The organism is Azonexus sp. MM2026_4, assembly GCF_055901855.1.
This window is the reverse complement of sequence record NZ_CM148380.1, coordinates 3356145-3371051: the sequence shown is the minus strand read 5'-3', so window position 1 is coordinate 3371051 and position 14907 is coordinate 3356145. Positions and strand designations below refer to the sequence as shown.

14 protein-coding genes are annotated in these 14907 nt (G+C 65.6%); 2 read left to right on the top strand and 12 right to left on the bottom strand.

The annotated features are described in order from the left end of the window. Positions 1-18 precede the first annotated feature (18 nt). On the bottom strand, positions 19-603 hold the full coding sequence (locus tag AC0KWY_RS15785; RefSeq protein WP_474026443.1) for a hypothetical protein: 585 nt from the start codon (positions 601-603) through the stop codon (positions 19-21). Positions 604-701: 98 nt separating this feature from the next. Between AC0KWY_RS15785 and AC0KWY_RS15780 the strand changes: the two genes are divergently transcribed. Beyond that, a complete protein-coding gene (locus AC0KWY_RS15780; protein ID WP_474026442.1) occupies positions 702-1889 on the top strand; it encodes a CaiB/BaiF CoA transferase family protein in 1188 nt (395 codons plus the stop codon). 6 nt (positions 1890-1895) lie between these two features. Here AC0KWY_RS15780 and AC0KWY_RS15775 read toward each other — a convergent pair whose 3' ends face one another. The 9 genes from AC0KWY_RS15775 to AC0KWY_RS15735 all read right to left on the bottom strand — a co-directional run bounded on the left by AC0KWY_RS15775 (position 1896) and on the right by AC0KWY_RS15735 (position 11201). Then, positions 1896-2396 (bottom strand): hypothetical protein, encoded by a 501-nt coding sequence (locus AC0KWY_RS15775; RefSeq protein WP_474026441.1) that lies wholly within the window; start codon positions 2394-2396, stop codon positions 1896-1898. Between the two features lie 15 nt (positions 2397-2411). After that, positions 2412-3641, bottom strand: coding sequence for a phenylacetate--CoA ligase family protein (locus AC0KWY_RS15770; RefSeq protein ID WP_474026440.1), 1230 nt, complete (start codon positions 3639-3641; stop codon positions 2412-2414). A 23-nt stretch (positions 3642-3664) separates the two neighbouring features. After that, positions 3665-4057 carry a hypothetical protein gene (locus AC0KWY_RS15765; protein ID WP_474026439.1) on the bottom strand — a complete coding sequence of 131 codons (393 nt, stop codon included), beginning with the start codon at positions 4055-4057 and terminating at the stop codon, positions 3665-3667. A gap of 20 nt (positions 4058-4077) precedes the next feature. Continuing rightward, positions 4078-4902, bottom strand: coding sequence for an ABC transporter ATP-binding protein (locus tag AC0KWY_RS15760; protein ID WP_474026438.1), 825 nt, complete (start codon positions 4900-4902; stop codon positions 4078-4080). Between the two features lie 57 nt (positions 4903-4959). Further along, on the bottom strand, positions 4960-6279 hold the full coding sequence (locus tag AC0KWY_RS15755) for an ABC transporter substrate-binding protein (protein ID WP_474026437.1): 1320 nt from the start codon (positions 6277-6279) through the stop codon (positions 4960-4962). 39 nt (positions 6280-6318) lie between these two features. Continuing rightward, on the bottom strand, positions 6319-7395 hold the full coding sequence (locus tag AC0KWY_RS15750) for a branched-chain amino acid ABC transporter permease (protein ID WP_474026436.1): 1077 nt from the start codon (positions 7393-7395) through the stop codon (positions 6319-6321). Between the two features lie 15 nt (positions 7396-7410). Further along, on the bottom strand, positions 7411-8325 hold the full coding sequence (locus AC0KWY_RS15745) for a branched-chain amino acid ABC transporter permease (RefSeq protein WP_474026435.1): 915 nt from the start codon (positions 8323-8325) through the stop codon (positions 7411-7413). Positions 8326-8449: 124 nt separating this feature from the next. Continuing rightward, positions 8450-9232 carry an ABC transporter ATP-binding protein gene (locus tag AC0KWY_RS15740; RefSeq protein ID WP_474026434.1) on the bottom strand — a complete coding sequence of 261 codons (783 nt, stop codon included), beginning with the start codon at positions 9230-9232 and terminating at the stop codon, positions 8450-8452. 1 nt (position 9233) lies between these two features. Continuing rightward, positions 9234-11201 (bottom strand): AMP-dependent synthetase/ligase, encoded by a 1968-nt coding sequence (locus tag AC0KWY_RS15735; RefSeq protein ID WP_474026433.1) that lies wholly within the window; start codon positions 11199-11201, stop codon positions 9234-9236. A 171-nt stretch (positions 11202-11372) separates the two neighbouring features. On the opposite strand from AC0KWY_RS15735, the gene AC0KWY_RS15730 reads away from it, so the two are divergent. Continuing rightward, positions 11373-12047 (top strand): Crp/Fnr family transcriptional regulator, encoded by a 675-nt coding sequence (locus tag AC0KWY_RS15730; RefSeq protein ID WP_474026432.1) that lies wholly within the window; start codon positions 11373-11375, stop codon positions 12045-12047. A 9-nt stretch (positions 12048-12056) separates the two neighbouring features. Here the strand turns inward: AC0KWY_RS15730 and AC0KWY_RS15725 are convergent, their stop codons facing one another. Next, positions 12057-13385 carry a M48 family metalloprotease gene (locus AC0KWY_RS15725; RefSeq protein ID WP_474026431.1) on the bottom strand — a complete coding sequence of 443 codons (1329 nt, stop codon included), beginning with the start codon at positions 13383-13385 and terminating at the stop codon, positions 12057-12059. A gap of 103 nt (positions 13386-13488) precedes the next feature. Further along, positions 13489-14868 (bottom strand): lysozyme inhibitor LprI family protein, encoded by a 1380-nt coding sequence (locus AC0KWY_RS15720; RefSeq protein WP_474026430.1) that lies wholly within the window; start codon positions 14866-14868, stop codon positions 13489-13491. Positions 14869-14907: the final 39 nt, after the last annotated feature.

The following is a 14907-nucleotide window of genomic DNA, read 5'->3' as shown; positions in this document are numbered from 1 at the left end:
GCGCGACCGCCCCCCTGCTCAGTCCCCCGGCGTGTCGTCGTCGTATTGCCGGCGCAGGCGGTTCAGGCCCTGCTGGAAGGCTTCGGCGTCGCCGTAATCGAAGAATTTCGGGTAGCGATCGTGCGCCGCCCTGATCCGCCGCGCATGCTTGATCGGGCACCAGTATTGTTCGGTGCGCGCCGCCACCTCGCGGGTATAGGCGGCGACGCCGTTGCCGTAGGAGCAGTAGAAGCAGTTGAACTTCTCGATCAGGTTCAGGTAGGGCAGATCGCCGCGGTCGAAAACGATGTAGTCGGCCCGCCGGACGCGCGGTATGCGATAGACCCGGAAGCAGATGTGCTGGTACACCGTGACGAAGAAATCGATCAGCAGGAAGGGAATCCAGCCGGCGTAGATGACCGGCGCGGTGAGAATCACCAGCAACCGGGAACGGACCAGGAAACGGAACAGCCCGGTCTTGTAGCGGCGCTGCTGACGCGCCAGTTCGTCGGCCAGTTCGGCCTTCTTGCGCGCCCAGTCGTCGCGCGCCTGGCGATACTCACCGTCCAGCTCGTCCTGCAGCGCGGCAATGCGCGCCAGCAGTTCGTCGATCCTGCTTTTCATCGGCACTCCTCCGGTCAATCCCGGATCATGCCCGATGCCCCACGGCACAGGCAAACGCGTGCGATACTGCGGACCATATCAACCGCCAGAACAAGATCATGGAGACAGCTCAAGAACAAGGGCGCGGCCCGCTGGCCGGCGTCAAGGTCGTCGAATTCGCCGGCATCGGCCCCGGCCCCTTCTGCGGCATGCTGCTCGCCGACATGGGCGCCGAGGTCACGCTGCTCGAACGCGCCGGCGGCACCTTCGCCTCGCAGCTCTTCGGCGGCGGCCGCAAGGCGGTGGCCAACCGCGGCAAGAAATCGCTGTGCATCGACCTCAAGAATCCTGAAGTCCGGCCGCTGGTGCTGCGCCTGATCGCCGACGCCGACGTGCTGATCGAAGGTTTCCGGCCCGGCGTCATGGAACGCCTGGGCTTCGGCCCCGACGTCTGTCTGGCGGAAAATCCGCGCTTGATCTACGGCCGCATGACCGGCTGGGGGCAGGACGGCCCGCTCGCCCCGCGCGCCGGTCACGACGCCAACTACGCGGCGATCGCCGGCGTTCTCGACAGCGGCCGGCGCCACGGCGGCGCGCCCTGGGCGCCGCCGACGCTGGTCGGCGACATGGGCGGCGGCGGCCTGGTGCTGGCCTGGGGCATCGCCTGCGCGCTGTTCGAGGCGCAGCGCAGCGGCCGCGGCCAGGTGATCGACGCCGCCATGTGCGAAGGCGCGGCGCTGCTCGGCCACGGCCTGTTCAACCTGGAAGCGCTCGGCGAATGGCAGGGCAATTGCGCGATCGATTCGAGCGCCCCGTTCTACGACGTCTATCAGTGCGCCGACGACCTCTGGCTCAGCGTCTGCCCGCTCGAACCGCAGTTCTACGCTAGCTTCGTCGAACGGCTGGGGCTGGCCGGCGACCCCGACTTCAGCGGCGCGCAGTACGACAGCCGCCGCTGGCCGGTAATGAAACAGCGCCTGAGCGAAATCTTCCGCGCCCAGCCGCGCCGGCACTGGGAAACCCTGTTCGCCGACAGCGACGACTGCGTGTGGCCGGTGCTGGCGCTGGGCGAAGCCGCCGACCATCCGCACAACCGGGCGCGCGGCGCCTTCATCGAGCTGGCCGGGGTGCGCCAGCCGGCGCCGGCGCCTCGCCTGTCGCGGACGCCGGGCGCCGTGCAGTCGGCGCCGCCGCTGCTCGGCGAACACAGCCGCGAACGACTGGCCGCGCTCGGTCTCGACGATCAGGAAATCGAAAGACTGGCGGCGCTCGGCGCCGTCACGCTACGCCCGCCGACCGCCGACTGACCCGGATCAGGGCTCGCAGGGGCCGAGCAGGTCGGCCTCGAGCTCGATCTCCATGCCCTTCTGCAAGGGCCGGTCGAGGAACAGGCCGCGGTAGAGGCGGCCGGTGTTTTCCGCCTTGCGCACGTGCGGCGTCTCCCAGTCGTCGACGCGCAGGCGGACGACGCCGACCTGCGCGTCGCGCTCGGCCTCGCCGGCGGCCAGGCAGGGCGTCGCCTCGACCAGGCGGACGTACTCCTGGCGCGTGTATTGTTCGCGGGTCTTGCCCGGCACCGCCGGACACTGCTGCAGCTTGCGCGTCGTCACCTCGCTGCTGACGACGGTACCGCGCAGGTAGTACATCGGTTCGACCATGATCCAGCCGGCGCCGCCCTCGCGGTACACCGTGCAACTGCCCGGGCGCAGCAGCTCGGGATACTTGAACAACAAGCTGGCAGACGGACGCAGCGAGGCTTCCTCGGCTTGCAACGGCACGGCCAGCAGGGCCAGGGCGAGAGCAAGTACACGCATTGACGGGATTCCGGGTCAGTAGACCCGCCTATCTTCGATCACCTTTCCATCGTTCGGCAAGCCCCCGGGGGCAACAAATTCGATCGAACCGCGCAATTTGGTCTGTTCGCGCAGGCTTTCGACCAGTTTTCCGCTCAGTCCGTCCGGATTTGCCGCCATTTCGCAGTGCAGCACCATGCGGTCCTGGGCATCCGGGTTGTCGACGACCAGGCGCATGCGGGCGACTTCCGGAAAGCGGCGGGCGATCTCGGCGATCTGCTCGGGATGGACGAACATGCCCTTGATCTTGGTCGTCTGGTCGGCGCGGCCGAGCCAGCCGCGCAGGCGGATGTTGGTCCGGCCGCAGGGCGAGATGCCGGGCAGGATCGCCGACAGGTCGCCGGTAGCGAAGCGGATCAGCGGGTAGTCGGTGTTGAAGCTGGTCACCACCACCTCGCCGACCTCGCCGACCGGCACCGGATCGCCGGTCCCCGGGCGGACGATCTCGACCAGCAGGTCCTCCTCGACCACCATGCCGTCTTCGGCCTCGCTCTCGTAGGCGATCGCCCCGATGTCGGCGGTCGCGTAGCACTGGCGGACGGCGATCCCGCGCTCCTTCAACCAGGCGCGGGTGACGCCGGGCAGCGCTTCGCCGGAGACCAGCGCCTTCTTCAGCGAAGAAATGTCGGCGCCCAGTTCTTCGGCTTTCTCGACGATGATCCTGAGAAAGGACGGCGTGCCGACGTAGCCGTCCGGGCGCAGGTTGACCATCGCCTGCACCTGTTGCTCGGTCTGCCCGACGCCGCCCGGAAAGACCGCGCAGCCGAGCTTGCGGGCGCCGCCCTCCATGAGGAAGGCGCCGGGTGTGAAGTGGTAGGAGAAGCAGTTGTGGATCAGTTCGCCACGGCGAAAACCGGCGGCGAACAGGACGCGCGCCATGCGCCAGTGGTTGACGTCGCCGCCCTGCAGCTCGTAGATCGGCCCGGGCGACGCGAAAACCCGCCGCGCCTCGCCCGGCGCCAGCGCGTTCAGCCCGCCGAACGGCGGCGCCGCCTTCTGCAGTTCGATCAGGTCGCGCTTGCGCGTCAGCGGCAGGCGCGCCAGCGCCGCCCGCGTCGCACACGCCGCCGCCTCGACCCCGGCCAGCGCCTGCCGGTAATAGGCGGTCCCCGACCGGGCATGCGCCACCTGGCGCGCCAGACGTCCCATCAGATCCGCTTCCCGGTCCTCCGGATCGCGGGTTTCGAGCGGGTCGTAGAAGCTCATTTCATTTTTCTCCGTTTTGACGGTCACCGCGGAAAAGCGGTTCTGCCAGCGCCAGCGTCAGCGTCAGCGTCAGCGTCAGCGTCAGCGCCAGCGCCAGCCGCCTGTGCCTGTGCCTGTGCCTGTGCCTGTGCCTGTGCCTGTGCCTGTGCCTGTGCCTGTGCCTGTGCCTGTGCCTGTGCCTGTGCCTGTGCCTGTGCCTGTGCCTGTGCCTGTGCCTGTGCCTGTGCCTGTGCCTGTGCCTGTGCCTGTGCCTCTGCCTCTGCCTCTGCCTCTGCCTCTGCCTCTGCCTCTGCCTCTGCCTCTGCCTCTGCCTCTGCCTCTGCCTCTGCGCCAAGGGTTGCAAAGTAGCCCCGCAGGGCAAGGCGGAGGCCGGCGCCGTTGGCTCCTGCCAACAAGCCGGCCGACAACGCCGCCATGCGGGGCGCCCTGCAACCCTCTACGAGAGCCAGCGCTTGCGGCGGCGGTAGTGCTTGACGTCCTTGAAAGATTTCCGCCCCGCCGAACTCAGGCCAAGGTAGAACTCCTTCACATCCTCGTTCGTCCGCAGTTCCTCGGCCCCGCCTTCCATCACCACCCGCCCGTTTTCCAGGATGTAGCCGAAATCGGCGTAGCGCAGCGCGACCATGGTGTTCTGTTCGGCGAGCAGGAAGCTGACCTGTTCGCGGGCGTTGAGGTCCTTCACGATTTCGAAGATTTCCTCGACGATCTGCGGCGCCAGGCCCATCGACGGCTCGTCGAGCAGGATCATTTCCGGCTTGGCCATCAGCGCCCGGCCGATCGCGCACATCTGCTGCTCGCCGCCCGAGGTGTAGCCGGCCTGTGAACCGCGGCGCGTCTTCAGGCGCGGAAAATAGTGATAGACCTTCTCCAGGCTGTCCTTCAACTCGCCGCGCGAGATGCTGCGCGTATAGGCGCCGGTCAGCAGGTTTTCCTCGATGGTCAGGTGGCCGAAGCAATGGCGGCCTTCCATGACCTGGATGACGCCGCGCTTGACCAGTTCGTTGGGCGACAACTGGTCGATGCGCTGCCCCTTGTATTCGACCGAGCCCTTGGTCACGTCACCGCGCTCGGCGCGCAGCAGGTTGGAAATCGCCTTCAGCGTCGTCGATTTGCCGGCGCCGTTGGCGCCCAGCAAGGCGACGATCTTGCCTTTCGGCACGGCCAGCGACACGCCCTTGAGGACCAGGATCACGTGGTCGTAGATGACCTCGATGTTGTTGATGCTCAGGTAGTTTTCAGCCGTTGCAGCTTGTGTGTTCATGTCTTCTCCCATCACGGAAGGAAGCGCCGGGCGCGGCAGCGCGCCCGGCGGCCCGGCTTATTTTTCCTTGCTGCAGTCACGCGGCGTGATGCCCTTTTCCTTCGCGTACTGCTTGGCGGACGCCTGGAACAGCGGGTGGATCAGCCCCTTGTTGCCTTCGATCCAGTCGGACACCGGCACCCACTTGGCGCCGTCCCACTGCTGGATCTTCACCTTGCCGGAACCTTCGTGGTTGGCGCACGAGGTCTTGATGGTCGGCAACAGGTTGGTGGCGCCCAATGCCTTCAGGCGGGCCTCGGTGATGTCGAGGTTTTCCAGACCCCAGGCGACCTGGGTGCCGTTCATCGCCTTGCCCTTGCCGTATTTTTCCTGCGCCTTGCGGATCGCCTCGACCGACAAGACAGCAGCGGAAACGCCGCGGTTGTAGAGGATGGTGCCGATCTTGGCCTTGTCCTGCAGGTTGCCCTTGCCGGCGCCGTAGACCACCTTCTCGATGTCGGCGATCACCGGCACCTGCTTGCCGGCGACGTTCCAGGTCGCCGCCATGTAGCCCTTGGCGGCCTCGCCGGCCGGCACCACGTCTTCTTCCGAACCGGTCCACCACGAGCCGATCATCTTGTCGCGCGGGAAGCCGACCTTCTGCGCCGCCTTCAGCGCCGTCTGGTTCATCACGCCCCAGCCCCAGAAGATCACGAAATCGGGCTTTTCCTGGCGAATCTTCAGCCACTGTGCGCCCTGCTCGTTGCCCGGGTGGGCGACCGGAATCTGCACCAGTTCGAACTTGTTCAGGCCGGCTTCGGCGTTGAGGGCGACGATGGCTTCCTTGCCGTAGGCCGAGTCATGGTAGAGATAGACGATCTTCTTGCCGGCCAGGTTGCCGCCCAGCTTGTCCTTGACGAACTTGACGATGGCCGAGGCCTGCATCTGGTAGGTGGTGACCAGCGGGAAGGCGTAGGGGAAGACCGAGCCGTTGACGGCGTCGGTGCGGCCGTAGCCCATCATCGCCAGCGGCAGCTTGTCCTGCGCCGACTTGTCGATCAGCGCGTAGGAGATGCCGGTAGACATCGTGTGGATCGGCCCGGCCGACTGCGCCGCCTTGCCCTTCATCCGCTCGTAGCATTCGACGCCCTTGGCGTTGTTGTACTCGGTCTCGCACTCTTCCCAGGTCAGGGTGACGCCATTGACGCCCTTGTCCTTCAGGTTGACGTAGTTCAGGTAGTCGATGAAGCCGCCGTAGAAGGCCTGGCCGTTGGCGCCGTAAGCGCCGACGCGGTAGCTCGGGATCGGGAAGAACTGGTCGGCGGCAAAGGTGGTCGGCGCGATCAGGGCGAGGGAAACCGCGGCAGCGGCAACAGCGGGTTTGAAAACTTTTTTCATGTATATGTCTCCTCCAGTGTTACGAAAAACGGCCGGTTCTCAGTGCGGGAACGGCCACAGGCGCAGCTTCTCCTTGGCGATCTGCCACAGACGGGCCAACCCGTGCGGCTCGACGATCAGGAAGAACATGATCAGCGCACCGAACACCAGGATCTGGATGTGCGACACGGTGGCGCTGGAAAACGGCAGGCCGAACAGGTCGGCGAAGAAGGGCAGCATGATGTCGAGGAAGATCGGCAGCAGCAGGATGAAGGCGGCGCCGAGGAAGGAGCCGAGGATGGAGCCGACACCGCCGATGATGACCATGAACAGGATGCGGAACGACATGTCGAGCGAGAAGCCGTCCGGCTCGACCGAACCGAGGTAGCAATACGCGTAGAGCGCGCCGGCGACGCCGCAGTAGAAGGAACTGACGGCGAAGGCGAGCAGCTTGGTATGCATCAGGCGGATGCCGATCACCGACGCGGCGACGTCCATGTCGCGCACCGCCATCCAGGCCCGGCCGGTCGTCGAACGAACCATGTTCTTGGCCGCCAGCGCAAGCAGGACGACGATGGCGAGGACCAGCAGGTACTTGTCGCGCGGCGTGTCGAAGGCGTAGCCGAGAATCTCGATGTTCTGCGCCGAGATCACCCCGGACGACGAGTTGTTCGACAGCCAGGGGAACTTGGTCAGGCACCAGACGATGAAGAACTGCGCCGCCAGCGTCGCCACCGCCAGGTAGAAACCCTTGATGCGCAAGCTGGGCAGGCCGAACAGGATGCCGACGCCGGCGGCGGTCAGGCCGGCGCAGATGAAGGAAACCAGGATCGGGATGCCCTCGACGCGCAACTGGAAGTTGTACGCGGCGTAGGCGCCGACCGCCATGAAGGCGGCGGTGCCGAGCGACAACTGGCCGGCGTAGCCGGTCAGGATGTTGAGCCCGAGCGCGGCCAGCGAGAAGATCAGGAAGGGAATCAGGATCGCCGAGAACCAGTATTCGCTGGCGAACATCGGCACCCCGACGAAGGCGACGGCGAGCAGCAACAGCAGGCCGATGCGGTCCTGGCGGATCGGGAACAACTGCTGGTCGGCGGCGTAGGAGGTCTTGAATTGACCGGCTTCACGGTAAAGCATTTGTTGTTTCCTCTCTTACACGCGGTCGATGTGGCGTTCGCCGAACAGACCTTCCGGCCTGACCAGCAGGAAGAGCAACGCCAGCACGTAGGGGAACCAGCCTTCGATGCCGCCGAAGTTGCCGCCGAAGAGGTCCTGCATCACCGGCGGGATGTAGATTTCGGCGAGTTTTTCCGAGGCACCGATGATCAGGCCGCCGACGATGGCGCCCGGCACCGAGGTGAAGCCGCCGAGAATCAGCACCGGCAGCGCCTTCAATGCCGTGAAAGTGAGCGCAAACTGCACGCCGTTTCTGGCGCCCCACATCATGCCGGCGACCAGCGCGACGAAGCCGGCAACGCCCCAGACGATGGCCCAGATGTGCTGCAGCGGGATGCCGATCGACAGCGCCGCCTGGTGGTCGTCGGCGACGGCGCGCAGGGCGCGGCCGATCCGCGTGTACTGGAAGAACAGCGCCAACACGGTGACCAGCACGGCGGCGACGCCGGCGGCGATCAGGTCGAACTTGGAAATGACCATGTTCCAGTTGTCGAGAATCCAGGGAATCGGCTCGTTGACGATGCCGATGTCGAGGGCGCGCGGGTCGGCGCCGAAAATCATCGGCGCCAGGCCCTCGATGAAGAAGGTCAGGCCGATGGTGGCCATGAACAGCGCGATCGGCGGCTGGTTGACCAGCTTCCTGAGCACGAACTTCTCGGTGGCGATGCCGAAGGCGGTCATGATCGCGAAGGCGAGGATCACCGCCAGCCACAGCGGCGCCCCCCACTCCATGACGCCGACCACCGACAGCGCGGCAAGATAGACCATCGCCCCCTGGGCGAAGTTGAAGACGCCCGAGGCCTTGTAGATGAGCACGAAGCCGAGCGCCACCAGGGCGTACATGACGCCGGAGAGCAGGCCGCCGATGAGGACTTCAAGGAAGAATTCCATGGCTTACTCCCGGAAGTCGGCGCGGACGGTTTGACGGTGCCGGCGGGCGGCGTACGAACGGGCGGCGACCCAGAGCAGGATCGACAGCATCGTCGCGGCGAATACGAATTCCATGCTTGTCTCCTCAGTGACCGGCGCCCAGATAGGCTTTGATCACGTCTTCGTTGTTCTTGACCTCGTCGGGGACGCCGTCGCCGATCTTCTTGCCGTAGTCGAGGACGACGACGCGGTCGGAAATGTCCATGACGACGCCCATGTCGTGCTCGATGAGGACGATGGTGGTGCCGAACTGGTCGTTGACGTCGAGGATGAAACGGCACATGTCCTGTTTCTCTTCGACGTTCATGCCGGCCATCGGCTCGTCGAGGAGCAGCATCTTCGGTTCGGCGGCGAGCGCCCGGCCGAGTTCGACGCGCTTCTGCAGGCCGTAGGGCAGGCGGCCGACCGGCGTCTTGCGGATGTGCTGGATTTCCAGGAAGTCGATCACCTCCTCGACCTTCTTGCGGTGCGCCAGCTCTTCCTGGCGGGCGCGGCCGAACCACAGCGCGTGCTCGAGGAAGGTCGACTTCATCTTGGTGATGCGCCCGGTCATGATGTTGTCGAGCACGCTCATGCCCTTGAACAGCGCGATGTTCTGGAAGGTGCGGGCGATGTTCTGCTGTGCCGCCATGTGCGGTTCCATCTTCTTGCGCTCGCTGCCGCGCCAGAAGACCTTGCCTTCCTGCGGGTGATAGACGCCGTTGATGACGTTGAGCATCGAGCTTTTCCCCGCGCCGTTGGGGCCGATGATGGCGCGGATCTCGTGTTCGCGGACGTCGAAGGAAATGTCGGTGAGCGCCTTGACGCCGCCGAAGCGCAGCGAAATATTGTGCAGGTCGAGAATGACCTCGCCGATTTGTTTGCTCATCTCAGGCGGCCTTTCTGACGATCGGGAAGGTCTTGCAATCGACGATGCGCAGGTCGGCGGCAACCTTGCCGCGGCGACCGTCCTCGAACTTGACCTCGGTCTCGATGAACTGGCTGTCCTTGCCGGCGTAGAGGGCGTCGATCAGCACCTTGTACTTTTCCGAGACGAAGTTGCGGCGGACCTTGCGCGTGCGCGTCAGCTCGTCGTCGTCGGGATCGAGTTCCTTGTGCAGGATCAGGAAGCGATGGACCTGCGAATCGGCGACCATGACGTCGTGCGCCAGCGCCGCATTCACTTCCTCGACGCATTGCTGGATCAGTTCATAGACCTGCGGCTTGGCGGCGAGGTCGGTATAGCCGGAGTAGGCGATGCCGCGCCGCTCGGCCCAGTTGCCGACGGCGCCCATGTCGATGTTGATGAAGGCAGTGACCCGGTCGCGGTCGGCGCCGAAGCAGACGGCTTCCTTGACGTGCTGGAAGAACTTCAGCTTGTTCTCGATGTAGTTGGGGGCGAACATCGCGCCGTTGCCGAGCTTGCCGACGTCCTTGGCGCGATCGATGATCTTCAGGTGACCGTCCTCGTCGAGGAAGCCGGCGTCGCCGGTCATGAACCAGCCGTCGGCGTTGATCGACTCGGCGGTGGCATCCGGGCGCTTGTAGTATTCCTTGAGCAGCATCGGTCCCTTGACCAGCACCTCGCCGTTGTCGGCGATCTTGATATCGACGCCGGGCGCCGGCTGGCCGACCGAGTCGAACTTGATCGCCCCGTCCGGCTGGATGCAGACATAGGCGCAGGTTTCGGTCTGGCCGTAGAACTGCTTCAGGTTGATGCCGATCGAGCGATAGAACTTGAACAGCTCCGGGCCGATCGCCGCGCCGGCGGTGTAGGCCACCCTGATCCGGCTCATGCCGAGCACGTTGCGCAGCGGGCCGTAAACCAGCAGGTTGCCCAGCCAGTACTGGAAGCGGTCGCCGGCACCGACCGACTTGCCGTCGAGGATGTCGGACCCGCAGCGTTTCGCCACTTCCATGAAGTGGTGGAACATCTTCTGTTTGAGCTTGCCGGCATCTTCCATGCGGATCATCACCGAAGTGAGCAGGCTCTCGAAGACGCGTGGCGGCGCGAAGTAGTAGGTCGGCCCGATCTCGCGCAGGTCGGTCATCACCGTGTCGCCGGATTCCGGGCAGTTGATGGTGAAGCCGGCGACCATCGCCTGGGCGAAGGAGAACAGGTGGTCGCCGACCCAAGCCATCGGCAGGTAGGACAGGATGTCGCCGTCGGCGCTCATGCGGTCCACCTCGATGCCGCCGCGGGCGGCGGCGATGAAGGCGGCGTGCGTCTGGCAGACGCCCTTCGGCTTGCCGGTGGTGCCCGAGGTGTAGAGCATCACCGAGGTGTCGTCGAAATGCCCCTGGGCGATTTCGGCGTCGAGGAAATCCGGGTGGTTGCGGTCATGGATGCGGCCCATTTCCATCAACTCGTGGATGTCGTGCAGGAAGGGCTGGTTGTAGTGGCGCATGCCGCGCGGGTCGTCGTAGATGACGTGCTCCAGCGTCGCCACCTGCTCGCGCACTTCGAGCATCTTGTCGACCTGTTCCTGGTCCTCGACGACGACGAAGCGGATGCCGGCATCCTGCAGCACGAACAGCATCTCGGCTGCCACCGCGTCCTGGTAGAGCGGCACCGGCACGCCACCAAGACACTGGGCGGCGGTCATCATCATGTACAGGTGCGGCCGGTTGTCGCCGATGATCGCCAGGTTGTCGCCGCGCTTGAAACCGAGCGCGGCCAGGCCGCAGGCCAGCGCGCGGACGCGCTCGGCGACGTCGGACCAGGTCCAGGTCTGCCAGATACCGAGGTATTTCTCGCGCATCGCCGGCGCCTGTGGCCGCGTCGTCGCATGATGCATGAGCAGCCGCGGGAAGGTGTGCAAACCGTCCGGCGCGGCGTATTTCGCCTGCGTGGGCATAAATTGTCTCCTCCGCCGCGACTCGTTGTTCGCGGTCCTGTGTCGTTAGGTTCATTGTGGCGCCGGCTTTCTTACACCAGACTTGCAGGCGCCGGCTATTCCTGACCTGCGGGCCAGTGTAAGCACAGGCGCGACGTATAATTGTCATTCGGCAGACAATCCGGAAAATAAATGAAAAACGCTGAGGAGTTGCTCCGCCGGTCCCAGTGGGGACAGGCGCTGACCGAGGAAGAGATGCAGCGCGCCCTGGCCGGCACCGTCGAACGCAGTTTCGCGGCCGGCGCCTTCGTCTGCATGAAGGGCGAGGCGGTCACCCACTGGATGGGCATCGTCGACGGGCTGGGCAAGATGGCCAGCCACTGGACTTCCGGCAAGACCACGTCGCTGACCGGCATCAGCACCGGCGCCTGGTTCGGCGAGGGTTCGCTGCTCAAGGAGGAGCCGCGCCGCTACGACGTCATGGCGATCCGCGACACGCGCGTCGCCTTCATGAGCCGCGGCACTTTCCTGTGGCTGCTCGACCACAGCATCGCCTTCAACCGCTTCATGATCACCCAGTTGAACGAACGCCTCGGCCAGTTCATCGGCATGATGGAAAACGAGCGCATGCTCGACATCGACACGCGCATCGCCCGCGTCCTGGCGGCGCTGTTCAACCCGGTGCTTTATCCCGGCACCAACCGCCTGCTGCAGATTTCCCAGGAAGAACTCGGCTACCTCGCCGGCGTCTCCCGGCAACGCGCCAATCAGGGCCTCAGGGTGCTGGAGGAAGCCGGCCTGGTGCGCAGCGAATACGGCGGCATCAACGTCATCGACCTCGACGGCCTGCGCAGTTTCGGCGAGTGAGCGCTCGCCCTACTTGGCGTAGCCCCAACCCTTGAGCCGGCTGTAGGCGTATTCGGCAGCCTTGCCCTGGCGGTTGTCGCGCAGGTAGCCGGCATACTGCTGCGCCGCTTCCTGACGCTTGCCCATGCCTTCCAGCGCCACCCCCTTGAGGAAGCCGATGCCGGCGTCTCCCGGCAACAGCCGGTCGTAACGGTCGAGTCCGGCGTAGGCGGCGGCCGGGTCCTTGAGGCCGAGCGCCAGCACGCCGACCAGCTTGTGCGCCTGCGCTTCTTGCGGATAGATCGCCTTCGCCGATTCGGCGTAGCCCAGCGCGTCGCGGTCGCGATCCTGCGCCTGCAGGCATTGCGCCATCAGCAGGTTGGCGGAGTAATCGCGCGGCGTCTTCTGCAGGGCGGCACGGAACTGCCCTTCGGCCTTGCCGTACTGCTTGTCGGCCATCGCCACCTCGCCGTTCTGGCAGGATTCGATGGTCGGCTTGATGCGGCGCAGCGACGCCGTGTTGTCCATGAAGCGCTCGCGCCCGGGGTCGCGCTTCAGGCTCGCCGCGTACTTGCCCTCGGCCAGCCGACGCGCCGTATCGCGCCGCTCGACGTTCATCGGATGGGTCGAGAACATGGTCTGCAGCAAGCCGGGCGCTTCCTTCTGCTGGTCGACCAGCAACTGGTGCAGGCCGTTCATGCCGCTTGCCGGATAGCCGGCGCGCACCATGTATTCCTGGCCCAGGGCGTCGGCTTCGCGCTCGTTGTCGCGCGAATAGCTGGACAGCAGCGCGCTGGCGCCAAGCTGGCCGCCGACCGCGACCAGCCCACCCCACTCGGTGGACGAGGCGGCGATGCTGGCTCCGGCCACCGCCACCTGGGCGACCATCGCCTGCCCCTGGCGCTGCGCCGCGTGCCGCGCATTGACGTGCCCCATTTCGTGGCCGAGCAGCGCGCCCAGTTCGGCTTCGTTCTGTAGATCGACCATGATCCCGCGCGTCACCCCCATCGCCCCGCCGGGGAAGGTGTAGGCGTTGACGTGGTTGGCGTTGAGTACGCGGTAGGAATACGGCATCTGCGGCCGGTGCGTCAGCTTGTCCATGCGCTCGCCGACCGAACTCAGGTAGCGATTGACCTCGCCCTCCTGGACCGGCCCCATGTCCTGCGAAAACTGCTGCGGCGCCACCTGCTTGTCCACCGCCTTTTCGTCGTCCTCGCTCATGCCGACCAGGATCGACTTGCCGCCGACCGGCGACTGCGCGCAGCCGGACAATGCCGCGGCGCCGAACAACCAGAGCAGTTGGCGGCGGTTGAGACGGTTGCGCTGCAGCGCGACACTCAGGGAATCGTGATCGTTCATGGCGTTCTCCTTGCGAAAACAGACGGGCTTCGGAATTTTGCTGGAAAAAGCGGCTTGGGGACAGGGCAAGCCCGGAGATTCGCCGCCGCTCTCCGGCCCCGGGCTAACGTCCCATATCGCCCTCCACTGGACCGATCCGGCTTTCCACCTTGCTGACCTGCCGACGGGCCCGGAGTTCGAAACTACGGTCCTCGTCCGTCTCGGGGTGACGCGTCCATAGTGCGGCAAACAGGCCGCTGTCGGCAGCGTAATTGCCAAACCAGTCGACGACCCGACCAAGCAGGCATTCCTGGCCGATCCACACCGGCACGTCGCCGAGCATCTCATAGGTGTAATGTCCAGCGCCAAAGCCGACATATCTGCTGCGCGACGCGGGGTCGGCCCCCTCCGGCATCGGGCACAGAAGTTCATCCGGCGCCCCGGCGCCAGCGGAGTCCTGCCGGACGAAGCCGGCCAGCGCCCGCGTCAATGCCGCATGGGTTGGCGCGTCGAGCGTGAAGGGCGGCCGGCCATCGCCCCGCTGCTCCGTCGGTACCGACCAATCATAGCGATAGCGCAACGTCAGCGTCGGCACCTTGCCTGGCAGGCCGAAAGGACGCAGCAGGTAAAGATCGTCCTGGCCATAGACGCTGTTCCGGTAGGCAGCATAAACCCGGCCGGCCAGTCGGATCCACACGGCCTGCTGGTTGCTGCCGCGACCGTTGAGCGAATACAGGGGAGCATTGGCGGCGTGGGCGCCGGTGAAACGCTCGCCCTGGCGCCGCAGGACACTGATGTAGTTGAACAGGCCAGTACCACCGACATAGGAATCGACGATCAGGTCGCGTCGGCCGTCGCCGTCGAGGTCGTACAGGGTGTAACTGGCCTGACCATGCTCGCCGCCGCCATCGATCGGGGAATTGCGCAGCGCCCGCCACTCGTCGGGCGTCACCCCGGGCGGCCGATGGCGGGGAAAGCGGGCGACCGAGTCGTCCGCCCCGGCGTCGGACGTGTTGCTGAAGTGCGTCATTCCCTGGCGGATGCGCAAAGCGTCGAGGGTCTTTTCCAGGGGGAACTCGCGCTCGCTCTGCAGCCGCGGTTCAACGGCCGCGCGCAAGGCGTGCAGTGCCCGCTGGTCGGCCCGGTCCGGCATTGTCGTAGCGACAGTAGCCTGCCACTGCGTGGTCAGAACGCCAACTCTCTCGCTGTAACGCTGCTCCAGGCAGCCCGAGTTGCCGGCGCATTGATCGCGGCTGAGTAGCCAGTCCTTTTGCGCCCGCCGCAAGCCGGCAGCCTGATCCGGCAAGGCGCGTTGCAGATGGGCATGGATTTCGGCGAGCGAGCCATCCAGACGCAACAACTGCTCGTCGGCGCAGATCGCGCGCTCGACAGAATTGCTGGCCTTGGCGCAGACGATGCCCGCCGCCGAGGCATTCGCCGTCAGTGCCAACAGGCAGAGCGGCCAAGCGCCGACGATACCCGACCAGAACCCGATTTTCTCCATACGCGACGCCCCGCAGAATTCATGACATCCGCAATTTAA